We start from the raw sequence: 24,521 nt of genomic DNA on the forward strand, positions 1-24,521 counted from the left end.
GGCATATTATGAAATGCAGAATGTGCGGTTTCGAATTCGATGAAACCAAACTGGAAAACCGAGGATGTTCCAGTTGCGGAAAACATGGTTGCAACAGTTTCCATTGTCCCAACTGCGGATTTGCCAACTCCCCTGAACTTGACGAGGAATTCGAATTTATCTCAAAATTAAAGGATAAGTTAAGAAAAAGAAATTCAACAAATTAATCTTTTTTTATTTTCAATATCTCTTCAACCGTTTCTTCAATGCTGATTTTTTCTGTATCAACATCCAATCCGTTTTCTTTTAATTTATATAATATTTCGGTTGTAACAGGCGCTTTTAAATGAGCCTTTTTCAGCAGTTCCTTATCTGAAAATATCTGGTGCCTGTCCCCTTCAGCGATAATCTCTCCGGAATATAATACAAAAATCTTGTCTGCAAACTGGTTCACCATCTCAATATCGTGTGATGAGATGACGATGCTTATTCCTTCCTTATTCAGGTTATTCAAGATATCCAATACTTTATCAACGCCCTCAGGGTCAAGTCCTGCGGTCGGCTCATCAAGGATCATTATTTCCGGCCTCATTGCAACAATGCCTGCAATGGCCACTCTCTTTTGTTGGCCTCCGCTTAAATGGTGAGGTGTTTTATCTTCAAAACCGGCCATGCCCACCATTTCAAGGGATTCCTTGATTCTTCTGTTGACCTCATCATAATCAAGGCCCAGATTCATAGGCCCAAAGGCGACATCCTCCTTAACTGTCGGTGCAAATAGCTGGTCATTTGGATCCTGGAACACGATTCCTACTTTCTGCCTTACCTTAAGCAGTTCTTCCCGTTCGAAAATTATCTTTTCACCGTCAATTTCGACATGTCCTGAGGTAGGTTCTGTAAGGCCATTGAAATGGGAGAACAATGTTGATTTGCCCGCACCGTTCGGCCCCATGATTGCAATCTTTTCCCCTTTCCTAATCTTAATGTTGACGTTTTTCAAAGCCTGTGTCCCGTCGGGATATGTGAAAGATAAATCTTTTGTCTCTAAATGAATATGTTCCATATTTGCCACCTAATTAATCGCTAAGTTTTGACTAAAGTAACCTAATTGTCCGGAATACTTAAATAAAACAATTTCCAGCACAATAACAACTATTATGATTATAAGTAAATAAATGTAATCGCTCTTTTCCGGAGATTTTTTCTCATCAAACATTTCGGAAGCGTCTGAAAATCCGCGGCTCACCATACTTTTGTGAACGCGCTCCCCCTGTTCGTATGCCTTCAAAAACATCATTCCAATAGTGTATCCGACCTGTTTCACTCTCCATTTATAGGGGGTTTTTTCACTGTGTATATCGAAGTTCCTTGCCTTCTGGCTTTTTCTGATTGCCGCGAGCTCATCAACAAACAGGAATAGGAACCTGACCATAATGGACAGAATCATTGCAAGGTCTCTTGGCATCTTCAGTTTTCTAAAGGAACTGGCCATCTCCTGCAGAGGGGTTGTTGATGAATATATGATGATTGCAGTCAGACATACAATCATACGAACCAGAAGCAGAATCGCCCAGTTCAGGCCGACATCAGTAACGTGCAACCAGGAATAACTCCAGATAATAGTTCCCGGCTGAATGAAAGGTTGAAATATTATGACCGCTCCACCGAATGGAAGCAGCATCAGTAATCGTTTTGCCGAATCCCAATAGGATAATCTGGCTATCTTCAGTATTACCAATAGCATTATTTCCAATATCACCGGTATGAAGATTTCTTTTGAGATAACACAAACGAGAATTATAAAAATAGTTGAGATTAGCTTGATTCGCCCCTCAAGATTATGGATAGGGCTGTCCTTTGATGCCAAGTCGTCAAATCTCATTAGTTGTGTTATGTCAGCCATATTTATTTCCCAATTTAGTATTTCAAATCTAACATATATATAATTTTAAAAAAAGAAAAAAAGAGAAATTAAAAATTAATTTCTACTTTTTCACTACGTATGCAACACCGTATCCTATAACCAATGTCAGGATTACGCCGATTATCAGCGCAACTATTTGTAACGGTTGGTTGTCAGGATTGTCTGCAAATGCGTAGTCTGGGAACGGAGCATCAGGAATTCCGTTGATTTCTTCAACAGAGAAATCTTCAGCGAGTCCGGAATCTTCCGCTGATTTTTCTAATCCGTCTGGATCACCAGATGCAATGTATGGTGAAAGAACACAGATTACGACACATATAATAACTGCAACTGCAATTAAAGCCATATTTTTATCCATATTATGCATCTCCTTCGTTCCATGCGAGTAAGTCTGGTCTAAATTTATCTAATGCTACAAGAACAATTACAGTTAATACTGCTTCGATTATTCCAATAAAGAAGTGGTATAGTACCATGGATGGGATACCAATGTTCATTGGGAATGTTCCTGCAATACCCATTTCGATAGCACATGCAAGTGCTGCAATAACGGTTGCTAACCATGCTGCAACTCCTGCTGCAGGGTATTTTCCTATAGTTCCGTTCAATCCTTTGAAGGTGTATAATCCTACGAAACCTCCAATGATTGCCATATTCAATACGTTTGCTCCTAAAGCAGTAATTCCTCCGTCACCAAATATTAATGCTTGGATAAGGAGTACAACAGTAAATACAAGTACGGCAGCTTCCGGTGCTAAGAATACGATAGCAACCAATGCTCCCCCAACCATGTGTCCACTAGTACCAAATGGAATTGGCATGTTCATAGACATGATTGCAAAAATACCTGCTGCAAGGACTGCTAAAAGAGGTATGTGTTTTTCATCTAAGTTGGATTTTGCCCATTTTACAGAGAAATACAATGCAACAATTAAGATTACATAGTATATTAGACATTGTACAATAGGTATAAATCCGTCAGGTATATGCAAATTTATTCCTCCATTTATTAATCGTAATACTTTTTTTTATTTTATTTAAATAGGAAGTATTACTAAAACCATTATTTTAAATTAATTCAAATAATGCCAAAGTATTTTTAAATTTTATTTGATATAATCAAATAAAAATTAATTTCTCCCCTTGACATTAATAGTTTAATAAAAAGGCGATATATAAAGATTATTAAAGTAATACTAATTGGTATTATTTCTACTTTTTAGTAATACTCTAAGGTAAAAAATCAGTTTAATTTCCGCATTTTTTGATGTTAATCAAATAAATGAAAATGGCTATTGCGAAATATAATAAAACTTGAATGTCTAAAATTCCGGTTTCAACGCCTAAAATGGAGTATGTTAAAATCAAGGAGTAAATACCAATGTAAAAGTAATTTTTAGTGATTTGAACTAATTTAAATCCGATGCCTAATATAAAACCTAAAAGAAGCATTCCAATAAACACTCCCGCTTTACCGAAATCAACGACCATCTGCCCGATCAGGGTTGGGGTTATGGTTACTTCACTCCTCCATGCAATAATTTTTCCAACCATCATTCTAGGTCCCAGGTCGCTTCCGGGAATTGAACTGGCCAGCATGTGGCCGTGTGTAAGGCCGAAATTTCCGCCAATGAAATCAAGCAGGTTCAGTACATGCAGCGTAAAGTCCGCTCTTGACTGGAGGGTGTATAGCGGGCTGGTTGATGAGGTGATTGTCATCTCTCCTAATGAACGAAAATAACCAATTCCAATGATTGCACCTATACCAATCAGTGCACCGACAATAACTTCCCAAAGGGAAATAATATTTCCATAGAAACCTATGATTATTATGATGAGAAATGCTGCAAGTAGTGGTGTCCTATACCCTAGAAGCAATAAAAATACACAGTCAATCGCAAGCAAAAATAGGAATCTGAACCTTGCCTGGGAACGGGTGATTTTTTCATCATCATAGTCCTTAAGATAGGCACTTGCAATGAGGCAAGTTGCAGGAATTATTAAAAACACCGGCATGGTAAATGCAGGTTTAAGCAAATATCTTATGGACGGTTTTAAGAGGGGTATGCCTCCAACAGATGCTATGCTGATAAAGAAAAATATGATGCTTATTAAAATCAGGCAAAAGCCAATCGAGTACATGTCTTTTCTTTCAAATTGAATAATATTGTCCGAATTGTCATTTAAAAAATATCTTGGAAAAATCGAAGATCCCAAAAAGAATGCAGCAAATCCGATAATCAATGTAATAACCAGACTGTCCGAAATCTTATTCAGGGACAGCAATAAAAAACAGGCAAACAAGAAAAGTATAATTAATGGATTAAAAATATGCTTTTTCAGAATGGTGCTTTTATTTAGAAAACTTAAAAAGTTTTCATCAGGATATAAACCTTTAAAGTAGCTGCAGACCCATTGATTTTCAATAAACTCCAAAATGGAAAAAATAGATGTAAATAAAAAGGATTTGTGAAACTCATCACTTATCCTGTTTATCGCCGAAGTCAAACTAGCGTATATAATGCTCATAATGCACACAACTTAAAAATTCCGGATATTTTTAACTTCAAAGTTTTCGCCGATTTCATTCAGCTGGTCATCGCTGCAGCCATATATTCTGATAGTGATATCATCAGTTATTGCATTGATATTGCCCAAGATTGAGTCAATGTCATTCAAATCCTGTTTTGTTGCTTTTGTGATGATTATCTGATTGTCCATATCGCTGTTCGCTGTCTTGATAGATATTCGTTTATCATTGTCTATTAATTTATTTGTGATTTTCTGCACATCTTTTGAGTTAAGCGAATCAACAGCAAGTGTAGTTGAAAGTTCATAATCGGCGTCTTCAGGTATCTTGTCGGTCAAATCTTTCAATGAGGCAATCTCTTGGGGTTTGATATCAACTTCGCATAGATTTTCATATTTTTCCCCATTGCTCTCTAAGCTGATTTGGTCAATATAAATGTCGGCATTCGGCACGTTTTTGTATAATCCCGCCAGATAAGTCTGGTCATCTGATTTAATAAGCAGCTTAACGTCATTTCCGCTGTTGTCATCTTCCCAAATAACAGTGCCGTTTATTGTTACTTTTTCGCCTGTTGATGAGTTATATCCTTCAACAGTGGACTTTACAACATATCCATCTTTATAATACTTGAGATAGGTTTCTGGAATCTTGCCGATGGTTGATTCATCAAAAGCAGTTTTTTGCAAGTCTGATGAATCGTCAGTACTGATATGAATAAACGCAAATGCAATTGCACATATGACTAATATAATTATTATATAATCAATTAATGTGAATTTGATTTTCATAATTAAACCTATTCTTCGTATAATGCACCTACAGGGCAAACATCAACACATTCGCCGCAATTGTTGCATTTACTTTCGTCGATGACGATTGTATACGCTTTTCTTTGAATGGCTTCCTCAAGGCACACGTCAATACAATCTTCGCAAACTCCGCATTCTTCCATATCTACTTTCAATTAATCACCATTAAAAATTTTAGAATATTATAATTTAATTTAACTATCTCAATGTTTATATATTTTGTTGAATGGAAATGTTAGGTTTGCCTAAAGTTTTAATATCATGATAAACAAATGTTATAATAGGTGCAAAGATGATTTTCAACAAATGGATTTCAATAATTCTGTCAGGATTATTTTTATTATTCTTAATGCTATTGTTCTCAATAGTCTCCATCATGTTTTTAAATGGTGGTTTGCTTCCGGTTATTGGAATAGTGATGTTTGTGATGTTCTATTTTATAACAAGAGTATTCTATAACTATTTGAGAAACGATGAGAAATATAAGAATAACCGCCAGGTATCAAGTGATATGCCTGGTGAAAAATATCTTACAAAGGGGGATTCTGATTTAAAGAAACTATTTGTTGTTATTTGGCTATTGGTCATTTTAGTCTTAACTTCAGCTTCGTTGTGGCTGTATTCATTTAACAACGCATTGGTTTGAATTTGTTATGAAAATTCAGTATTGCCATAACATTTATATACTATGGTTGCACATATTATTACTATATGCATGGGTGCCCGAGCGGCCAAAGGGGAAGGACTTAAGATCCTTTGGCATAGGCCTTCGAGGGTTCGAATCCCTTCCCATGCACTCTTTATATTTTTAACTCTGATTTTTCGCCTTAGTGGCTCAGGTGGTAGAGCGCTACCTTGGTAAGGTAGAAGTCGGGGGTTCGAATCCCCCCTAAGGCTTCATAGATTTTTTCTATTTCTTTTTAGCTTTTTCAATGGTTTTTTGTTGAAATTACATTCGTGCTGATTATTTTTCTTTAGGATTAGGATAAATTATTTAAACTATAAAAACTTTAAAATAAATAATATTCATGTCATTATTTTTTGAATTAATTTGTAAGGTGAAAATATGAATTATAAAAAGATTATACTTGTTGGATTTATTTCAGCATTCGTTGCAATTTTAACTTCTGTTTTAGGAGTTGCGGGTACTGTTATAGGTTCAGTAATTTCATCAATGCTTTATAATATGCTTTCAGAAGCTTTGGAGAAGCCTGTTTCATCTGCAACATTCAGCACTGATTTTGAATGGGAAATTGCATATATATTTCCACTTATAGTCATTGCATTAATTCAGTTACTGTTAATTTTCGCTTTATTATCAGGATGGGGATTGCTGCCTCAAACATTCCTTACAGCATTTCTGTCATTGCAGCAATTTGCAAACTATAACCTATATAGGATTTTAGGAATTGCAATGCTTGTTATAAGTGTCTATCCTCTAATACTGAAACCGGACATTATCAAAAAGTCTCATGGAGCAATTATTGCATTTGTTGGGTTAATATTTTTAGCAAGAGGTTTTGTGGATTTGCATAATGCTATAACAAATGTTTATGATGTCATATTCACATATTTCGACTTTCCGATTGCAGTCATTGCATTAGTGCTGATTTTATTCGTCATATTCCAGATTTTAATATCAGCTAGGCAATATCAAAACGAATTTTCAAGACTGAAACGTGAAAATAGCAATGATAATGCCACTAAAAAGATAAATGTTCGCAATTCAAGAAAAGGCAACGGTTTCGATTATGATGAAAAAATGAAAAACATTAAAAATCATAAAAAAAGATCCAATAAGTCAAAACCAAAGGCGGAAGTTAATTTTAAAGAAAAGACAGGTGAAAAAACCAAATCCGGCATTAATGAATCCACCAGCAAAATTCATTTCGAATCTAATGATTTATTGGACGATTATAAAAAGCAGTGATTTAAATGAGTAAACGCAATCAGACATTAAAGGACATATTGGACATAATTCTTTATGAAAATCCGTCAACTCAAGATGAAATAGCCGAAAAGTTAGGAATCACCCGCAGGTATGTTACTCAGCTTTTGCAGCCCCTTGTAAAAAATGGAACCATCAAAAGGGCATATATGATTGATTTAAAAAGCTATGAAAAAGTGATGGAATCCATCGGAGATTATGTAAAGACTCCCAATACATCGGGCAATGTCCTGATTAATGACATGTTGGCAAACATGGCAAGGCATGTTCATTCACAACTTGAAATGTCTTTTGAAGCTGTTTTGGATTATGATGAGGATAAGGCAAACAAGGCCCTGGAAATGGACTATGCAACCAACAATATGGTTGAAAAAATAAGGACCTCAGTTGAAACAATCGTCAGCATCAATAAACATTCTGAAATTTCAAAATCAATGCTGTACAATGAAATAGCTTACGATCTGGAGCGTATTGGAGATTACTGCGGACATATCGCAAAATTCGTTATTAACGATGTTTATGAAGTTGATGATAATGTCTTAAAGAAACTGAGAAAAATGTATAAGACTGCTCAATCAATGATCAGGATGTCCATGACTGCTTTCATTGAAGGAAAAACAGACCTGAAAGACGATTTAAGTGAATTGGAAGAAACAATCCATATCATGCAGTCAAAGGCCATTAATCTGATTGCAACCCAAATGGCTGAAAGTTCATTCGATGAAAAAGAGCGTTCAAACTATTTTATTTACTTATTCAGACTTATTAAGGCATTTAAAAGAATTGGAGATATTTCAGTTGAAATGATGGATGTGGCAGTCGAGTTTCACGACAATATTCCAAGACCAACCACTCCAAGATCTTTCAGATAAAAAAAGGATTATTAGGAGCAATAACTCCTATTCATCATATATTCTTGTTGTTGCATGCCTGTCTGCCCAGCATTGGATGCAAACGCCAATCGGAAGACCTGCGGTATGTGTGTGCGCTTTAAGTATTTTTACATCCAGGGTGGTTGTTTTGCCGCCGAGTCCCATTGGCCCGATTCCTGAAGCATTGATTTCCTCAAGTATTTCTTCTTCTAATCTGGCCAATACAGGGTCGGGATTTCTTTCGCCGACTTTTCCAAGCAGTGCCTTTTTACCCAATTTCAGGCATAAATCGGATGTTCCTCCAATTCCAACACCAACCACTGTTGGAGGGCATGGCTTTCCTTTTGCTTTCAGGACGGATTCTACAACGAATTCCTTCACGCCTTCAATTCCTTCGGCGGGAAGAGCCATTTTCAGCGCATTATTGTTTTCGGAACCGAATCCTTTTGGCAGAATTGTTATTTCAAGGTAATCTTCATCAATCAGTTCAATGTCAATCGGAGGAATGCAATCCCCAACATTGATGTTGGTGTTCTCACGTGTAATTGGATCCACTATATTCGGCCTTATTGGAACGTTAGTGGTTGCCTTTTTGATTCCCTCTTCGATTCCTTCGCGCAGATTTTCAACTTCAACATTGCCTAACTTAACAAAAACAACAGGCAAACCGGTATCCTGACACATTGGGATTCCCTTTTCCTCTGCAAGTTCGATATTTTTAAGAATGGCTTCAATATTCAGCTTTGCAAGGTCATGCTCTTCGATTTTTAGAGCGTCTTCGAGTGATTTTTTCACATCATCTCCAAGAACGATGACTGCCTGTTTGTAAAGTTCATAAACGGTATCTTTAATAACATCTTTAGTAATCAAAATAAAACCCTTATAAAATTAATTAATCTTATTTTTGGTTTTTGAAATATTTAAATCTTAATTACATTGATGGGGCAAACTGCAACGCAGTCCCTGCACTGATTGCATTTATCCGAATTGATTGTGATGGCTCCGCCCAATATTTCAACGGCATCTTCACTGCAGACTAATAAGCATGGGGCTTGTGATGGGGGTTGGCAGTGCATACAAAATAAAGTTGGAGTGTCAACATTTGGTGTTTGTTGACAACTTCCGCAGGTTGTACATGTTGTACAATTTCCTGATTTAAACATAATTTTTCTATTCGTCTAAAACAAGTCTTGCTCTTGCTTGACTTGTAATCACATGGACAAAGCCGCCCTTTCCGCTATCAGGCTCGTATAATCCTGCCATCTTAGCCAAATATTTTTCCTGATTTTTGGCTTTGATTTTCTCAGGATCAGCAATATTAATAGCTCTTTTGGTACATGCTTTGATACATGCAGGTCCTTCTTCTCTGTCAGCACAGAGGTCACATTTTTCAGCAACTTTTGATTGGAAAGTCATTGCCCCGAACGGGCAAACCATCACACACAATCCGCAGCCGATACATTTTTCGGTATTTACCCTGTCATCGGTAATCGCATCGGTCGGACAGATTTTTATGCATGGCGCACTTTCACAATGTTGGCATACAATGGAATAAAAGGAAGAATCATATTCTATTATTTTTATTCTGCTAGCATTATGGATTGATGCGCACATATTTGAACAGTTGAGGCATCCATCACATAGATTACTATTTACAACAATACTTTCCATTGTATCACCTTATAAGCCTAGTTCTTTACACTCTGCGTCAACGTATTTTTGGATTTTTTCAATGATTTCCTCATTTAAATGTCTGAATCTTTTTTGTGGAGCCAAATATTCTTTTACAGGTTTTCTTTCTTCAGGTCTGTAAGTGATTTCGAATTTGCCGTCCACAATTTCATATAAAATCCAGGATCCGGTTTCTACAGCCAATCTGCCCATTTCGATTGTTTTTTCGGAAGGGTATCCCCAACCGGTTGTACATGGTTGCTGTAAGTGGATATATGCAGGACCTTTGGTTTCTGCAGCCTTTTTGACTTTGTTAACATAATCTTCAGGATATGCTATTGAAGCGGTTGCAACATAAGGTATTCCATGTGCCGCCATAATCATAGGCATGTTTTTCTTAGGTTTGTCTTCTCCGAAACTTGCAGTACCGTTTGGTGAAGTTGTGGTGCTTGCACCGTATGGGGTAGCCCCACTTCTTTGGATACCTGTGTTCATGTATGCTTCGTTATCATAACAGATGTAGGTCATGTTGTGGCCTCTTTCCATGGCTCCGGATAAGGATTGCAAACCGATATCTACAGTTCCTCCGTCACCACCGAAAGCAACTACATTAACATCATCTTTTCCTTGAATTCTAAGTGCACTTTCCACACCGGATGCAACTGCACCTGAGTTTTCAAATGCTACGTGAATGAATGGAATTTCCCATGCAGTCTCTGGGTATGGTGTAGTCATAACTTCTAGACAACCTGTAGCTGAAATGGCTACGGTATTTTCACCTAATGCATTTAAAGCTAATTTAACTGCGATAGATGCTCCACAACCAGCACAGCCTCTGTGTCCTGGTGCTAATAAATTTTTATCAGGAATGTCCACCATTTTTATTCCTCCTTAAGTCCAATCCATGTGACGTCATCTTCAGGACCGTTTTTGGTTATTTCATAGATTTCAATCAATGATTCAGGAGTGATGTCTCTACCGCCTAAACCAGTAATGAATCCGTACATTTCTTTGTCGATTTTAAGTTTCATGTCAGCGTATAGTGCTCCGCTCATTCCGATTGCGAAGTTCTTGTCGACAACAGCCAGTTTGGCGCAGTCTTTTACAACCTCTTTGATTGCATCGACTGGGAATGGCCTGTATGTTCTGATTTTAAGTAAACCGACTTTTTCGCCTTTGGCTCTTAATTCATCTACGATAACTCTTATGCTGCTGCAAAGTGATCCCATAGCAACATATATGATTTCAGCGTCGTCTGTTTTGTATCCTTCAACAAGACCGTATTGCCTTCCAAATATTTCTGCAAATTCATCACAGGTCTTTTGGATTACATCAATTGATTTGTTCATTGCAACATGCATGTCATGTCTTGCTTCCATGTAATAATTCGGATCTGCAAAGTTACCTATGGACATTGGGTCTTTCGGATCAAGATAAGCATGTTCTGGAACATATGGAGGTAAAAACTTGTCTACACTTTCTTCATCTGGGATTTCAACAGGTTCTACTGTGTGAGTTAGGATAAATCCGTCCAAACATACCATTGATGGGAGCAATATTTCAGGATTTTCTGAAACTTTGTAAGCCATTAATGTTGTATCCAATGCTTCCTGTGCATTTTCAACGTAAACTTGTATCCATCCAGCATCTTTTTGTGCAATGGAATCTTGTTGGTCGTTCCATATGTTTAATGGAGCTGAAATCGCTCTGTTTGCATCAGCTAAAACGAATGGTGTTCTCATACCTGCTGCTGCATATAAAATTTCGTGCATCAACATTAAACCTTGTGAAGATGTTGCTGTAAATACTCTTACTCCGGCGCCGCTTGCTCCGACTGCAGCACTTATTGCACTGTGTTCTGATTCCACTTTGACATATTTTGCATCGATTTTTTCGTCAGCAACATATTGTGCCAAGTATTCTGAGATTGTAGTCTGCGGAGTAATCGGGTAAACAGGAATAACTTGCGGTTTAGCTAATCTTACAGCTTCTGCAACTGCTTTATTTGAGGTCATTACTTCTTTTACCATTTCTCATCCTCTCCTTATTCTTTCACCATTTCGATTGAATCTGAAGGACATTCGTATGCACAAATTCCGCATCCTTTACAGTAATCGTAATCAATATCATGTTGTTTGTTTATACAGGAATCTGGACAGAATAAAATACAATTATCACAATCAATACATGACTCTTTATCTAAGATAGGTTTGAAAGTTCTCCAGCTTCCAGTTTTATTATTTTTAGTATTTCCCGGTGTTTTAATTACACATCCTATACTTACCATTATTCTCACCATCTATCCTATATCGTAAGCTTTTTTAGTAGCTTCAGCGTTTAACTCTCCGATTTTTCCTGGGAAAGTTTCCTTAATAACTTCAAGAAGTGAATCAATACTTACCACATTGGTCTTTTTAGCGAAGTATCCTAAGATAATTGTGTTGACAATGTTGCGTCCTAACATGTCGAGTGCAATACCTGTTGCATCAATCTTGTGGACTACGTGTTCTCCACTGCCTTCAAAGGTTTCAGTGTTTATGATTACTTCAGTATTGTCCTTAATTCCTGAAAACACATCTACTACATTCAACAATCCTTCATCTAAAACTAGAACATAGTCCGGATTATAGATTTGGTATCTCATTTCAATTGGCTTATCATCAATTCTGGTGAAAGCCATAACTGGAGCTCCTCTACGTTCAACTCCAAAGAATGGGAAAGCCTGGACATATTTTCCATCTTTGAAAGCTGCTTTAGCCAAAATTTCAGCAGCGGTTACGGAACCTTGTCCACCTCTTCCATGAAAACGAATTTCAATCATTAATTCTCCTCCATATATTTATCATGTATAATCATTATAAATTCTAAAATATATAAATTTTATGATGAAATTTTATTTTTGAATAATTTTGTTTTAATTTTTTTGTTCAAATCTTTTATTTTTTCCCTATTTATTTAAAATTCTCTTTATATTTTTTGTTTTTTCATTATACAACTTCAACACCTTTTTTGAAAAAAATACATTTTTAAAAAATATTAAATTTAATATATTTAAAAATATAATTATTAATATAAGAAAATCGGTTGGGAAGTTTATGAAAGTTTTAATAATTACGGGAGAGTTAGCATATCCTCTGATAAAGGAGGTTGTTTCCGGTTCAAAAGAAGATATAATAGTGCATATTGCAGATAATACTCAGGTGGCTGCATTTCTAACTCCAAGACAGATTATTAAAGAAGTAAAAACATGTTTCAATGACCAGCTGGATGACATCGACATGATTCTGGTTCCTGGCCTTATCAAAAAAGGAACAAAGGAAATCACAAAGGAACTTGGAATCCCAACATTTAAAGGCTCAACCGATGGCGCTGACCTTGCAATGGTACTGAACCTGGTCGGAAGCATTGATTTGTCTGAAGACACCCCTGCCGATAAACTGATTGAAGAGGAAAAGCGAAAGGAAGCCTTCAAATTCATCGATGAGTTTGAAAAGGATGAAGAGAAAATCACAGAACTTCTCAAAAAACCGAATAACATCATGATTAAGAACCTTCCGGTCGGCGAAGACTTCCCGATGAGGGTATTGTCGGAAATAGCCAACGCACCATTTTTATCAAAAGAGGCATTAATCAACAAGTGCCAATATTTTGTTGATTCCGGTGCCGACATGATCGATATCGGAATGGCTGCCGGTGAGGATTTCTCCGATAAGATTCCCGAGCTGATTGAAACTTTAAGGCCGATTGTAGGAGACAGGCCCTTAAGCATAGACACGCTCAATCCAAAGGAAATAAAGGTCGCCGCCGAAAACGGAATAGATTTTGTTTTAAGTCTGGATTTGGGAAACAATGTCGAAGTTCTTGAAATCCTAAAGGAAAAGGATATTCCTGCAGTATTGCTTCCTACCAATTTCTCGCAAGGCAAATCCCCTAAATCTCCTGCAGAACGCGTTGAGGCAATGCATCAATTAATAAAGGACACGGAAGGTTTGCGTTATGTTGCAGATTTGATATTGGACCCTGTAAACAGCGCCAGTATTGTCGAGTCAATCATCGCATGCTACGAATTCCACAAGACAAATCCCGCACCAATGTTTTTCGGTGTTGGAAATGTCACGGAATTGATGGATGCCGATTCCGGAGGCGTCAATGTGCTGCTTGCAGGAATAGGTATGGAACTGGGAGTGAGCATATTGTTCACTCCAGAAGAAAGCGGAAAGACAAGAGGCAGCGTATATGAACTCGCAACCGCTTCAAAAATGATGTTTCTTGCAAAGCACAGAAAATCAATTCCAAAAGACCTGGGAATAAATCTCGTCGCATTTAAGGACAAGCATAAAAGAAATGACATTATCATAAACGAATTGGACGGCGTTGAGCAAACCCGTCAGGACAAACCCTTAAAGTTCGTCAGAGACAAGGCGGGCAGTTTCAAAATCAACGTCGATTACGGCACAACCGTAGAAAACAGTAAGATCACTGCAACTCATTTTAAGAAAAACAAGGCTGACCTTGTAATTGTCGGCCATTCGGCAAAAGAGATATATGAGGAAATCATCACAAAAAATCTTGTAACAAGAATGGAGCATGCCGCTTATTTGGGCGCTGAGCTTAAAAAAGCGGAAATTGCAATGATTACCGGAAAAGAATATGTTCAGGATTTTGATTTATTCAAAAATCCCGACGAATTCAAAAAATAATTCTAGTCAAAATCTGCCGGATCATAAGTCCCCTCGGCCTGTCCCGCCTGCGGGGTTGAACTGTCAGCACTGCTTGATGATGATGCATCCTCGACTGCAGCACTATCAGAAGCGGAATCATCGCCAGATGAGGTGTCGGATTCGGAGCTTGAAGCGCCGGATGATGACTGGGTCGCTGTATTAATAGTATCGGTATTCGGATCGATGTTCGCGATTGGTTGCTGTGCGGATTCATCATTAACTGTTGCAGTTCCAGTTCCGTTCATGATGATATAGGCTCCTATAACCGCAAATATAAGAACTATCAGTGCAATAATCAGCACATTTTCGAATTTCATATTTTAACCTCCCATTCTAAATCAATTACTTATATTATGGTATTGTTACATATATATACATAAAATTTATATTAATTCACATTTAAATTTATTTTAACAACAAAATTTAGGAAGGTCAGAATTTGCAGGTTGAAGATATAAGTATAAAGGACATCGATAAATTACTTTTAGATGCAAGTTATGTTTCAAACAATGAGATTTCAACTACTCTTTACCTATCATTTCTGCTTGGAAAACCTATGCTTATTGAAGGTCCGCCAGGCGTTGGAAAAACAGAGCTAGCTAAAGTAATCGCAAAATCATTCAATAGGGACTTTTTCAGGATTCAATGTTATGAGGGAATCACATTCGAACAGATTGTCGGAGAATGGAACTACCAAAAACAGTTATTGCACCTTGAAGCCGCCAAAAACGATTCAAGCAATGTGGATGAAATCTTCGATGACGAATATTTCATAAGAAGGCCATTGCTCAATGCGTTTTTAAATGACAACGATTCAGTATTGCTCATTGATGAGATAGACAAGGCAGATGAGGAAGTTGAAAGTTTTCTGCTTCAGGCATTGGGCGAACAGGAAATTACAATCAACGATTTGGGAACATTCCAGCTTATGAATGATTTGATTGTCATACTGACATCAAACTCACAAAGGTCACTTCTCGACGAGACAAAGGACAGATGCCTGTTCCTATACATCCCATACCCTACCATAGAAAGGGAAATTGAAATAGTCAAATCAAAAATTCCCGAAGCGGATGATGAGACAGTATCATATGTCGTCAAAATCGTTCATCAAATACGCAATCTCAATTTGATGAAAAAACCGTCCGTAAGAGGTACAGTGGACTGGGTAAAGTCAGTTACCAACCTGGGAACTAAGGACATCGATCAGTCCCTTGAAGATAGCGTTGGCGTAGCCATCAAAACGGAAAGCGACAAAAAACGTGTTATAAAAGATATTTTCAACAAAAACTGATAAGATGATTAATAGAATCGCAAAACTCTCAGCCGATTTAAGAAAGGAAGGTTTGCCGGTAAGTATAAGAAGCACACAATCGGCTTCAGAGGTTTATATGAATTTAGGGGATTCGGACAGGAATCTCTTAAAGACAGCGCTGATGGCAATCTATGTCAAGGACAGATATGACATCCCTAAATTCTTGAAGGTTTTTGATGAGGTATTCGCACTTCCAAACCCCGAAAAGGAAATCCAGGATAATCTGAATCGCAGTAAGGCATACCGGGGTACCGGACCGAAATCCAATAAATACGTCATCAAAAAACAGAATACCATCGGACAGAAAGTCCGAAAGGAAAAAATCAACAATGAAAAACTGAAGATGCTTTCAGGCCAGCCTCTGCTTGATGAAGCCAAAAAACTCGAACGCGATGGGGAGCTGATGAATAAGGATCTTACTAAATTGAACAGATTCGACCCTAGAATGCTGGAGATATGTCAAAGATTAGGTAAAAGAATCGCCAACAAACGTTCAAGACGTAAAATTCAGGCCACTACTCATAAAATTGATATGAGACGAACAATGAGGGCAAATCTGAAATATGGCGGAGTACCCATAGAGCTTGTAAAGGCAAAGCCAAGGCCTCACAAGAACGAGCATCTCTTCCTTAATGACATCAGCGGATCCTGCGAATGGATAAGCAGCTGGTTTTTCATGTTAATGTTTTCAGCCCAAACTGCATTCAAGAGGTCAAGAACCTTCGAGTTTGACAATAAGGTTATTGAAACAACCAAAGCATTGAAGGAAGAATATCTCATAGACTCATTCATAAAAGTAAAGGACATGCGAATCAAACATATGATGGTGCATGGAACTTCAGACATGTATTCGGCATTCAAGCAGTTCCAGGAAAAGGCAAATATCAACAATAAGTCTTATGTAATTATTTTATCAGACTGCAGAGACTGGGCGGGACCAAAAGTGAACGGGGTTCCGGCCAGTGTGGAGCTGGTTGAAGAGATGGTAAGGGATGCTAAAAAGGTGGTTATCCTCAACCCTGAAGAAAAACTCAAATGGGATATTGTGGACAGCTGCGTTTCACTATATCAGGAAGCAGGAGCGCAGGTATTTGAAGTGAACACATTAAATCAGCTAGCCCACTTCGTAGAGCAAATGTAGGTAATGAAAATGCAATGTAGTAAATGCGGTAATCCTAAAGTTATTTATAAAAGAGAACAGTCAGGCCAGCTGCTGTGCAAAGACTGTTTCATAGACTCCATTGAAAAGAAGGTAATAAGGACAGTCAGAAAAGAGAAGCTATTGGATAAGGGCGATAAAGTCCTTGTAGCTTTATCCGGAGGAAAGGACAGCGTCACAACATTGGAAATCCTGAACTCTTTTCGTGAAATGAATATAATCGACATCTGCGCCGTAACTGTTGATGAAGGAATAGCCAATTACCGTCAGGAAGGTGTGGACATTGCCAGAAGGCATGCCAAAAGGCTCGGAATCGAACATAAGGTGGTTTCTCTAAAAGAGGATTATGGAATCACCCTTGATGAGATAATGCAAACTCCAAACCACAGGGGGTCATGCACTTACTGCGGAGTCTTTAGAAGAACCATAATCAACAAGGCGGCCCGCGAAATGGGAGCCACAAAAATAGCGACAGGCCACAACCTTGACGATGAGGTCCAGGCCATAATGATGAATTATCTGGAAGGAAACACGGATAACCTGGGCAAACTGGGAGCAAAAACAGAATCCAAAGCAGAAGAATTTACAGTTAAAATAAAACCGTTAAGGGAAATTCCCGAACGCGAAATAGGATTGTATGTGGTTGCAAAAGAACTTGAAGTGCACTTCGACAGCTGCCCATATGCGATGCAATCATTCAGGGGAGAAGTTTCAGAACTCATCAATCAGCTGGCTGAAAAGCACCCCACAATAAAATACTCCACATTAAGGGGTTACGATAAAATCAAGAATGTATTAAAAAACGAAATGCAGAAGGAATATGCGCATGGAAGATGCAGGAGATGCGGCGAACCTTCTGCAAATGAATTGTGCAAAGCCTGCTCATTTTTAGAAGAATTGGGAGTTTAATAAATGTCATTCAAACTAATATATAAAAAACAAAATGAAGAACGTGAATTGCCGAATGAAAACTACACCATAAGGGATTTGCTAAATGACTTGGAGTTGTCCCCTCAGACAATCGTTTCAAAACAGAACGGCGAACTGGTTATTGAAGATACAGTAATACAGGAAGATGACGAAATCCAATTGGTTCAAATAATATACGGTGGTTAGGTTTGAAGATAAGTTATGAATGCGGGCCATGCTTTTTAAGACAGGCAAAGGAGGCCTTGGATTTATCCACAGATGATGAAGCGCTTAAAATGGAAATCATGGAAGACATATTCAAATTCTTAAGCCATAATTTCAAACAGAATACCAATTCCAACAGCACGGGCTCAAAGATGCACAACATGATCAAGCAAAAAACCGGCTGCACAGACCCGTATCGCAATGAAAAAATTGAAGGAAACGAAATCGCCATGAGGTATTTGCCTGATGTGAAAAGGATACTGGAAAAGGACGACAGTCTTGAAAATCATGTCAAGATAGCCATCATCGGAAATATTCTGGATTTCGGAGCATTTACCCTGGATGATGATATAGAAAGCGTCATAAGAAATTCGCTTGAAAAGGATTTGACCATCAAGGACATTGAAGAATTCGAAAAGGCACTGAGAGAGCACGATAAAGTATTGTATCTTGTGGACAATACCGGAGAAATAGTATTCGATAAGCTGCTTCTGGAAAAAATCAGGGAATATGATTTGGACATCACGATTGCAGTCAAATCCGAACCCATCCTGAATGACGCCTGCATGAAAGAGGCGCTTGATGCGGGATTGGATGAATTCGGAAATATTGTGGAGATAGGCTGCGGAACAGTGGGATATGTGGACAGTGAAATTTCAGACGAATTCAGGGAAATATTTGAAAATCACAAATTCGTAATATCAAAGGGAATGGGCAATTACGAGGGCCTAACAGAAATAGATTTGTCAGATAAAGATGTTTTTTTCCTACTATGCGCCAAATGCAACACAATATCCAGAGACATCGGTGTCAATCTGCATGATATGCTATTATTTAAAAAATAACCGGTGAGAATTATGATAATGGGTTTTATAGGTTTCGGAAAGGTTTCAAAAAATCTTGTTGAAATGATCAAATCTGAGGAAATAATGTTCGTCACTTCAGCCGAAAACAGGTCATCTGAAACAGTTGAAAATATCCGCAAATCCGATGTTCGGATTTTAGACACCTTTAAGGACGTAGCCATTCAATCAGATATTCTGATTTCAGCAAATTCACCAAAAAACGCCCTAAACATTGCCCGGGAATACGGCAAATATGCAAAGGGAATCTACTTGGATTTGAACAATATCTCTCCAGACACAGCACATGAAATCAACGAACATGCTGATAATCTAGTCGATGGGGCAATCATCGGGAAAATCGATTCGCCAAATCCGACACTATTAATTTCAGGTGAAAATGCCGACGACCTGTTATTCCTGAGCGATTTCATCAAAACAGTCAAAATCAGTGACAGGATAGGTGATGCAAGCATTCTGAAAATGCTTAGGAGCACATATACAAAAACATTGTCCGCGCTGCTGATAGAATCCCATGAAATTGCAAAAATCCATAATCTTGAAGAGGAATTCTTTGATGTGCTGTCATTAACCGAAGGAAAGGACTTCAGGGAAAAATCCCTGTCCAGAATAAACAATACCTTAAAAAGTTCCAAAAGAAAGAGTGAAGAGTTAGAAGAAATCATCAGTTATTTCAATGAAAATGAACTGATAATGGTAAAGGCGGCTCTCAAAAAACTCAACCAATAACCACTTTTACCTTGAATCCCTTTTTGGCTTTTTTTATGCTTCCGCTAACAGGAATGAAATGAGAATCCATAATGTATCTCAGATAGGTCACGTCGCGAGCGGGCAGCCTCAAATTTGTTTTGATCTTTTTGCCTTCACTTTTAAACTGAACTGAAATCCTGCCGTTTTTATCAACGTACAAGTCGGTATCCAATCCTTCTTTTGTGATTTTCGTTTCGAATCTGGTCAGATTCAATCCAGCCTCAATGCTTAATGGAGGATTGTCGACAATGATTTTTTCGCTTCGGAATCTGTTGTTCGCATCACGGGCGCTGATTCCCTTTTCGCCTTCGCATGCAACATACCATGCCCTGTCAATAACCCTCTGGACCTTTTGGTTATCAGGAATCACTCCCTGGGCTTCATAACCTTTCATCAAGTCCATCACTTCCCTTTTGCTGACATCCATTTCAATGGCGCTGATTGCCAAACGGGTCATTACCGGACCGTAATCGGACCTTCTGAAAACTGCCCAAATTGATTCGGGGTCTCTGTAAACCCTTCTTTTAATGATTTCATTTATGGTGTTCCCGTTAAGGTAAGCTATCTTTTCAAGGTTTCCGCGGGAATAGGTATTCATTCTTTTATAAATATTCGCCCAATCACGTTCACCAGGAGTCCTGCCGGCATCAATTTCACGCTGTAAAATTTCAATTGTGCTTTTGGGAAGCAATTTCTTAACGTCATTGGAGATTACCATATCATTGTCAATGATGGATTGCCTGATTAATCTTCCGGAATATTTGTCCTTATTGAATTCATTTACAACATGATAATCAAGTTTAGAGCCTAAAAATTCATTTATCGCATACCAGCGTATTTCATTTCTGTTGGTGTAGCTTTTAGGCATGCCGACGAAATTCCCCTCATCAATGAATTTCTGAGCTTTTGATTTAATCTCATCCAAAGAAATGCTTGCGGAGGTGATGTAGTCGGTTACGCCGTCATCAATCATCTGTTTGAGCCTGATGGGAACACTATATGATAAGACTAGTCTGTGATGAAGCCCTTCAAATGATCTGACCTCGTCAGCACCCAATGCCAATGCCATCTCACGGCGGGCATCAAAATCAACAAAAAAGGGGGCATGGTTTGCACTGAAACCCTTATTCAGATAAACTACAACTTTCTTGTTTTTCTCATCGGCTAATTCGCGAGCCGCTTTCAGTAAATGTTCATGTCCCTTGTGGACGGGGTCAAAGTCTGCACTGATTCCTATCAAGTCAAACACCAAAAAAAAAAGAAATTTTAGGATAGTTTAACTATCCATTAATTTTAAAACTCCGCTTATTACTAGCCATAATCCGATTAATGTTCCAAGGATTATTGGATTTGCAACAAAAGATCCAATGATGATATACAATAAACCGAGGACTACTCCAGCTATTCCAATATAGAATCCATATTTTGATGTTCTGTTATTGATTAATGAAACAAGTCCAACGATTATCAGAAGTATTCCTGCAAGATATAATGTGATTTCGGCTAAAAATCCAAGCATTGTAGGATTAAATATTAAAAAGATACTTAAGAATAATAATATCATTCCTAATGCCAAATCCAGTATCGCTCCGGTCTTATTGTAATCTATTGTTGCTATTCCGACAACGAGTAGATATACGGATATCAATAACACTGATAAAGCAATCAAATCGGCCACTCCAACGATTCCCATTATGGGGAATATGATAATCAATAATCCAAGAATTATAGCCAGTAAACTAATAAACTTACTTTTCATTTTTTCCTCCTATTAATAATTAATAATCTAAGTTATATTAATATAGCGGGACATGTTTGATTTCCACTGTTGATGCATTCATGTCTGAATTGTTAATTTCAGCCCGCCACTCATTTTTACATTCACAGTCATATTCGATTTTTGTCTGTGTCAGGTTGTTGGCTATTATCATTTGCTTCAAATCTTTATTACATTTCTTACAGTTATAGGGCCCGCGTCTTGAACCGAAACCGGAAGTATCCAATAATGCAGGCAGTTCTAACTCATCCCTTACAGTATTGATTATTTCAACGCATGACCAGATCCATGGCGGCTGATATGCTCCTTTTCTCCAGAACCTTTCAATTACAGTTCCGCTATGAATTGTTGCAGGGCAGAACGAAAGCCTGTCAACACCAATTGAATCACAATAGTGTGCAGTTTTTATTGCTTCAGCTATTGCCTGGCTTTCAGAAACCAAAATAGGTTTTACAAAGATGTATGCTTTTGACTTCAGATTATATCCCTTGTCTTCCTTTAGGTTTTGCATCAAATTTACAGCATCTTCGAAATCCCTGCAGGTAAACCCCTTATTAATCTTATTTAATCGGGTGTAATCGTCAGATGTTTCAAGACCGATGCTCACTTCAAATAATGTGTCTTCGATGATTTCAAAGATTTCGTCGAGATATTCTTCTTTTACATATTCCGGTCTTGACTCAACAATGATTTCAGTCACGTTGTCCAATTCCATCAATGTTTTCAATATTTCATCACGCGCATCTTTTGGAAGCTCGTATGGGTTTAGGAAACTTCCTGAAGCGAATAGTTTAACTGAGATTTTGTCATCTTCAGCTATTGGATGTCTTGATAAGTGGTCATGGAATATTCTTAAGATTGTTTCTGTATCAATCGGTTCGAGAGTGCAATCGGATACATAACTGCACATGGTACATCCTCCGCTGTCGCCAAGTGCCCATGCACAGCCGGGAGTCGGTAAAATCATAAACAATGTTTTTGCAACGCCGTCATATGTGAGGTCATCATTATACCAGCTTGCCCCAACTTGTTCTGGGGTTTTTGGTTCTTTTCGCTCAAAAGCTCTTTGTCTAATTTCCTTTGTTAAATTTTCAATTTCCATTATAATATTATTATGTTGAGGTTATAATTAAAAATTATGTAAAAATAGTTTGGTAATAAGTTGTGTATAGAGGTTTAAAAAAATAAAAAAAGAAAAAGAGAGCAAGTTTAGAAACTTGCGATTACGTCTCCTAATAATTTGATGGATTCTTCTACGTTTTTACCTACAGGGGATCCTGCTACGTATTGAGTTACACCCATTTCAGCTAAGCCTTCGATTTTTGGAATGAACTCATCAGGAGTACCACATACGGAAAATGCGTCGAGTGCTTCATCGGTTACAGCACCAATAGCTCCACCGAAGTCACCTTTAGCTAAGAAGTCACCCATTTGGGTGTTGAATCCTTCAGGTAATCCGTGTCTTTCGATAACTGGAGGTGGTGAACCTGCTGCAATAAATGCAACTACAATTTTAGCTGCGTTTTTAGCTGCGTCAGAGTCAGGACCAATAGAGGTTGCAGTGTATGCACCTACGTCGAATTCTTTGTCTCCAGCTGCTTCAATACCTTTTTTAATCATAGGCATTGCTGCTTCGTAATCTTTAGGGTTGGAAGCGTTAATTAGAACACCATCTGCGATTTCTCCAGCGGTTTCTAACATTTTAGGACCTTGAGCACCCATGTAAATAGGGATGTGTTCTTGGACAGCTTTTACTCCACCTAATGCTGCTCCGCCTTCGGTTTTTCCACCTGCTAATAAGGTGTTAATGTCAGCTACAGCTGCTTTAATAGTGGATACTGGTTTGGTCCATTCAATTCCTAATGAATCGAAAGTTGCTTTGTCACCAGGTCCAATACCGAAGGTTGCTCTTCCGTTTGAGATTTCGTCAATAGTTGCGATTGCGGAAGCAGAAATTGCAGGACTTCTTACGTATGGGTTGGTTACACCAGGACCCATTTTAATGGTTTCAGTGTTTGCTGCAAGTAATGCTAAAGTTTCGTATACGTTTTTATTGTTGTAGTGGTCTGTGATCCAAGCGTATTCAAAACCGACATCTTCTGCTAATTTTACTAATTTTACAATTTCATCTAAAGGTTGATTTGGTACGAATTCTATACCGAACTTCATATTTTATCACCAATAATATTTTAGGTATTCCTATATATAAAGTTATTATTATTTGAATTAGATAGAAAGTTTTAAATATTAAATATGTTTTTGTTGTATCTAAATTTAAATAGTATGCTATGTTTTCTAAAAAAATTTATTTTAATGATCGATTTGTTCGATATTATACAAATAAAAATTTTTAAAATTTTTTTCTATTTTTTTCTATTTCCTTTTTTATTTTTTATTATAATCGTTTGATAATTCTTTATTTGATTTTTTTTATTTTTTTAAAGTATATTTTTTTATAAAATTTATTTTTGCAATGTTTTTTAATTGACTTTGTTTATATAATTTCTCTGTGTATTAGATGTGCTATATGTTTTTTTGGCGTTGGTTTAAGTCATATTGTATTAACAATTCCGACTATGATGACTGCTTTTCCGCATATAGCTATAAATTATCATATTTATTGTATTAATTAAATTATTAATATCATTGATATGCTTTGTGAGTACCTGAGTTTTTCGGGTATGATGTAAGTTTTGTAGATGTGGTGAAATTTGATTATAGAAACTTTTATATCAAATTTTATATGTATTAATTACTCGTCTATATTTTTTTAGCGTACTTCATAATACTTTACATTATTATGTCTGTTATGTGTTCAATTCTGTTTGATCCTGGCAGATGCTACTGCTATTGGGATTCGATTAAGCCATGCAAGTCGAACGAGTTTAGACTCGTGGCGTACGGCTCAGTAACACGTGGATAACCTACCCTTAGGACTGGGATAACCTTGGGAAACTGAGGATAATACCGGATAGGCAATTATTCCTGTAATGGTTTTTTGTTTAAATGTTTTTTCGCCTAAGGATGGGTCTGCGGCCGATTAGGTAGTTGGTTAGGTAATGGCTTACC

General features: G+C 37.5%; 30 protein-coding genes, 2 tRNA genes and 1 rRNA gene. 14 read left to right on the forward strand and 19 right to left on the reverse strand.

Annotated elements, in window-relative coordinates; genetic code table 11:
* Positions 1-8 precede the first annotated feature (8 nt).
* Positions 9-206: a hypothetical protein gene (locus tag IJF99_RS03955; RefSeq protein ID WP_292792308.1), complete on the forward strand. Its 198-nt coding sequence runs from the start codon at positions 9-11 to the stop codon at positions 204-206.
* On the opposite strand, the gene IJF99_RS03960 is transcribed toward IJF99_RS03955, so the two are convergent.
* The 7 genes from IJF99_RS03960 to IJF99_RS03990 form a co-directional block, all read right to left on the reverse strand.
* Positions 203-1,042 carry an ATP-binding cassette domain-containing protein gene (locus IJF99_RS03960; RefSeq protein WP_292792310.1) on the reverse strand — a complete coding sequence of 280 codons (840 nt, stop codon included), beginning with the start codon at positions 1,040-1,042 and terminating at the stop codon, positions 203-205. The genes IJF99_RS03955 and IJF99_RS03960 overlap by 4 nt on opposite strands.
* 9 nt (positions 1,043-1,051) lie before the next feature.
* Positions 1,052-1,882, reverse strand: a complete 831-nt coding sequence (gene cbiQ, locus IJF99_RS03965; protein ID WP_292792312.1) for a cobalt ECF transporter T component CbiQ — start codon at positions 1,880-1,882, stop codon at positions 1,052-1,054.
* Positions 1,883-1,964: 82 nt separating this feature from the next.
* On the reverse strand, positions 1,965-2,261 hold the full coding sequence (locus tag IJF99_RS03970) for a PDGLE domain-containing protein (RefSeq protein ID WP_292792314.1): 297 nt from the start codon (positions 2,259-2,261) through the stop codon (positions 1,965-1,967).
* Between the two features lies 1 nt (position 2,262).
* On the reverse strand, positions 2,263-2,895 hold the full coding sequence (gene cbiM / locus IJF99_RS03975; RefSeq protein ID WP_292792316.1) for a cobalt transporter CbiM: 633 nt from the start codon (positions 2,893-2,895) through the stop codon (positions 2,263-2,265).
* 256 nt (positions 2,896-3,151) lie between these two features.
* Positions 3,152-4,432 (reverse strand): oligosaccharide repeat unit polymerase family protein, encoded by a 1,281-nt coding sequence (locus IJF99_RS03980; protein ID WP_292792318.1) that lies wholly within the window; start codon positions 4,430-4,432, stop codon positions 3,152-3,154.
* A 12-nt stretch (positions 4,433-4,444) separates the two neighbouring features.
* A complete protein-coding gene (locus IJF99_RS03985) occupies positions 4,445-5,221 on the reverse strand; it encodes an adhesin (RefSeq protein WP_292792320.1) in 777 nt (258 codons plus the stop codon).
* An 8-nt stretch (positions 5,222-5,229) separates the two neighbouring features.
* Complete coding sequence (locus IJF99_RS03990; protein WP_292792322.1) at positions 5,230-5,397, reverse strand: 4Fe-4S binding protein; 168 nt, start codon at positions 5,395-5,397, stop codon at positions 5,230-5,232.
* Positions 5,398-5,534: 137 nt separating this feature from the next.
* Between IJF99_RS03990 and IJF99_RS03995 the strand changes: the two genes are divergently transcribed.
* The 5 genes from IJF99_RS03995 (at position 5,535) to IJF99_RS04015 (ending at position 8,062) form a co-directional block, all read left to right on the forward strand.
* Positions 5,535-5,888: a hypothetical protein gene (locus tag IJF99_RS03995; RefSeq protein WP_292792324.1), complete on the forward strand. Its 354-nt coding sequence runs from the start codon at positions 5,535-5,537 to the stop codon at positions 5,886-5,888.
* A gap of 67 nt (positions 5,889-5,955) precedes the next feature.
* Positions 5,956-6,038, forward strand: a tRNA-Leu gene (locus IJF99_RS04000).
* Between the two features lie 28 nt (positions 6,039-6,066).
* Positions 6,067-6,139 (forward strand) — tRNA-Thr (locus IJF99_RS04005).
* Positions 6,140-6,308: 169 nt separating this feature from the next.
* Positions 6,309-7,172, forward strand: a complete 864-nt coding sequence (locus IJF99_RS04010; protein WP_292792326.1) for a hypothetical protein — start codon at positions 6,309-6,311, stop codon at positions 7,170-7,172.
* Positions 7,173-7,177: 5 nt separating this feature from the next.
* Positions 7,178-8,062 carry a PhoU domain-containing protein gene (locus tag IJF99_RS04015; protein ID WP_292792328.1) on the forward strand — a complete coding sequence of 295 codons (885 nt, stop codon included), beginning with the start codon at positions 7,178-7,180 and terminating at the stop codon, positions 8,060-8,062.
* 27 nt (positions 8,063-8,089) lie between these two features.
* Here IJF99_RS04015 and IJF99_RS04020 read toward each other — a convergent pair whose 3' ends face one another.
* Genes IJF99_RS04020 through IJF99_RS04050 form a run of 7 tightly spaced genes read right to left on the reverse strand, consistent with a single transcriptional unit; the run spans position 8,090 to position 12,554 of the window.
* Positions 8,090-8,932, reverse strand: coding sequence for a fumarate hydratase (locus IJF99_RS04020; protein WP_292792330.1), 843 nt, complete (start codon positions 8,930-8,932; stop codon positions 8,090-8,092).
* Positions 8,933-8,982: 50 nt separating this feature from the next.
* Complete coding sequence (locus tag IJF99_RS04025; RefSeq protein ID WP_292792332.1) at positions 8,983-9,225, reverse strand: 4Fe-4S binding protein; 243 nt, start codon at positions 9,223-9,225, stop codon at positions 8,983-8,985.
* 7 nt (positions 9,226-9,232) lie between these two features.
* Positions 9,233-9,733, reverse strand: a complete 501-nt coding sequence (locus IJF99_RS04030; protein ID WP_292792334.1) for a 4Fe-4S dicluster domain-containing protein — start codon at positions 9,731-9,733, stop codon at positions 9,233-9,235.
* A gap of 9 nt (positions 9,734-9,742) precedes the next feature.
* Positions 9,743-10,609 (reverse strand): pyruvate synthase subunit PorB, encoded by an 867-nt coding sequence (gene porB / locus IJF99_RS04035; protein ID WP_292792368.1) that lies wholly within the window; start codon positions 10,607-10,609, stop codon positions 9,743-9,745.
* A gap of 5 nt (positions 10,610-10,614) precedes the next feature.
* Positions 10,615-11,763 (reverse strand): pyruvate synthase subunit PorA, encoded by a 1,149-nt coding sequence (gene porA / locus IJF99_RS04040; RefSeq protein WP_292792336.1) that lies wholly within the window; start codon positions 11,761-11,763, stop codon positions 10,615-10,617.
* A gap of 14 nt (positions 11,764-11,777) precedes the next feature.
* Positions 11,778-12,020, reverse strand: coding sequence for a pyruvate synthase subunit PorD (gene porD / locus IJF99_RS04045; protein WP_292792338.1), 243 nt, complete (start codon positions 12,018-12,020; stop codon positions 11,778-11,780).
* A gap of 12 nt (positions 12,021-12,032) precedes the next feature.
* A complete protein-coding gene (locus tag IJF99_RS04050) occupies positions 12,033-12,554 on the reverse strand; it encodes a pyruvate ferredoxin oxidoreductase subunit gamma (RefSeq protein WP_292792340.1) in 522 nt (173 codons plus the stop codon).
* Between the two features lie 274 nt (positions 12,555-12,828).
* On the opposite strand from IJF99_RS04050, the gene IJF99_RS04055 reads away from it, so the two are divergent.
* Positions 12,829-14,433 (forward strand): dihydropteroate synthase-like protein, encoded by a 1,605-nt coding sequence (locus IJF99_RS04055; RefSeq protein ID WP_292792342.1) that lies wholly within the window; start codon positions 12,829-12,831, stop codon positions 14,431-14,433.
* Between the two features lie 2 nt (positions 14,434-14,435).
* Here IJF99_RS04055 and IJF99_RS04060 read toward each other — a convergent pair whose 3' ends face one another.
* Entirely contained in the window at positions 14,436-14,771 is a 336-nt protein-coding gene (locus IJF99_RS04060) for a hypothetical protein (RefSeq protein WP_292792344.1), read from the reverse strand.
* A gap of 122 nt (positions 14,772-14,893) precedes the next feature.
* Between IJF99_RS04060 and IJF99_RS04065 the strand changes: the two genes are divergently transcribed.
* The 6 genes from IJF99_RS04065 to IJF99_RS04090 are packed head-to-tail and all read left to right on the forward strand — an operon-like array spanning position 14,894 to position 19,654.
* The gene (locus IJF99_RS04065) at positions 14,894-15,748 is read left to right on the forward strand and encodes a MoxR family ATPase (RefSeq protein WP_292792346.1); all 855 of its coding nucleotides are present in this window, start codon (positions 14,894-14,896) and stop codon (positions 15,746-15,748) included.
* 4 nt (positions 15,749-15,752) lie between these two features.
* On the forward strand, positions 15,753-16,910 hold the full coding sequence (locus IJF99_RS04070) for a VWA domain-containing protein (protein ID WP_292792348.1): 1,158 nt from the start codon (positions 15,753-15,755) through the stop codon (positions 16,908-16,910).
* Between the two features lie 9 nt (positions 16,911-16,919).
* Positions 16,920-17,837, forward strand: coding sequence for a TIGR00269 family protein (locus IJF99_RS04075; RefSeq protein ID WP_292792350.1), 918 nt, complete (start codon positions 16,920-16,922; stop codon positions 17,835-17,837).
* A gap of 3 nt (positions 17,838-17,840) precedes the next feature.
* On the forward strand, positions 17,841-18,044 hold the full coding sequence (locus IJF99_RS04080) for a MoaD/ThiS family protein (protein ID WP_292792352.1): 204 nt from the start codon (positions 17,841-17,843) through the stop codon (positions 18,042-18,044).
* 2 nt (positions 18,045-18,046) lie between these two features.
* Positions 18,047-18,907 carry an ARMT1-like domain-containing protein gene (locus tag IJF99_RS04085; protein WP_292792353.1) on the forward strand — a complete coding sequence of 287 codons (861 nt, stop codon included), beginning with the start codon at positions 18,047-18,049 and terminating at the stop codon, positions 18,905-18,907.
* Between the two features lie 12 nt (positions 18,908-18,919).
* Complete coding sequence (locus IJF99_RS04090) at positions 18,920-19,654, forward strand: NAD(P)-dependent oxidoreductase (protein WP_292792355.1); 735 nt, start codon at positions 18,920-18,922, stop codon at positions 19,652-19,654.
* Here IJF99_RS04090 and IJF99_RS04095 read toward each other — a convergent pair.
* The 4 genes from IJF99_RS04095 to mer form a co-directional block, all read right to left on the reverse strand.
* Positions 19,644-20,924, reverse strand: coding sequence for a nucleotidyltransferase family protein (locus tag IJF99_RS04095; RefSeq protein ID WP_292792357.1), 1,281 nt, complete (start codon positions 20,922-20,924; stop codon positions 19,644-19,646). The genes IJF99_RS04090 and IJF99_RS04095 overlap by 11 nt on opposite strands.
* A gap of 27 nt (positions 20,925-20,951) precedes the next feature.
* Positions 20,952-21,434: a DUF308 domain-containing protein gene (locus tag IJF99_RS04100; protein WP_292792359.1), complete on the reverse strand. Its 483-nt coding sequence runs from the start codon at positions 21,432-21,434 to the stop codon at positions 20,952-20,954.
* A gap of 37 nt (positions 21,435-21,471) precedes the next feature.
* Positions 21,472-22,554 carry an archaeosine biosynthesis radical SAM protein RaSEA gene (locus IJF99_RS04105; RefSeq protein ID WP_292792361.1) on the reverse strand — a complete coding sequence of 361 codons (1,083 nt, stop codon included), beginning with the start codon at positions 22,552-22,554 and terminating at the stop codon, positions 21,472-21,474.
* A gap of 107 nt (positions 22,555-22,661) precedes the next feature.
* Complete coding sequence (gene mer, locus IJF99_RS04110) at positions 22,662-23,621, reverse strand: 5,10-methylenetetrahydromethanopterin reductase (protein ID WP_292792363.1); 960 nt, start codon at positions 23,619-23,621, stop codon at positions 22,662-22,664.
* Between the two features lie 649 nt (positions 23,622-24,270).
* On the opposite strand from mer, the gene IJF99_RS04115 reads away from it, so the two are divergent.
* Positions 24,271-24,521, forward strand: a 16S ribosomal RNA gene (locus IJF99_RS04115); the annotation flags it as partial.

This window comes from Methanobrevibacter sp. (genome assembly GCF_017406825.1).
GTDB lineage: Archaea > Methanobacteriota > Methanobacteria > Methanobacteriales > Methanobacteriaceae > Methanocatella.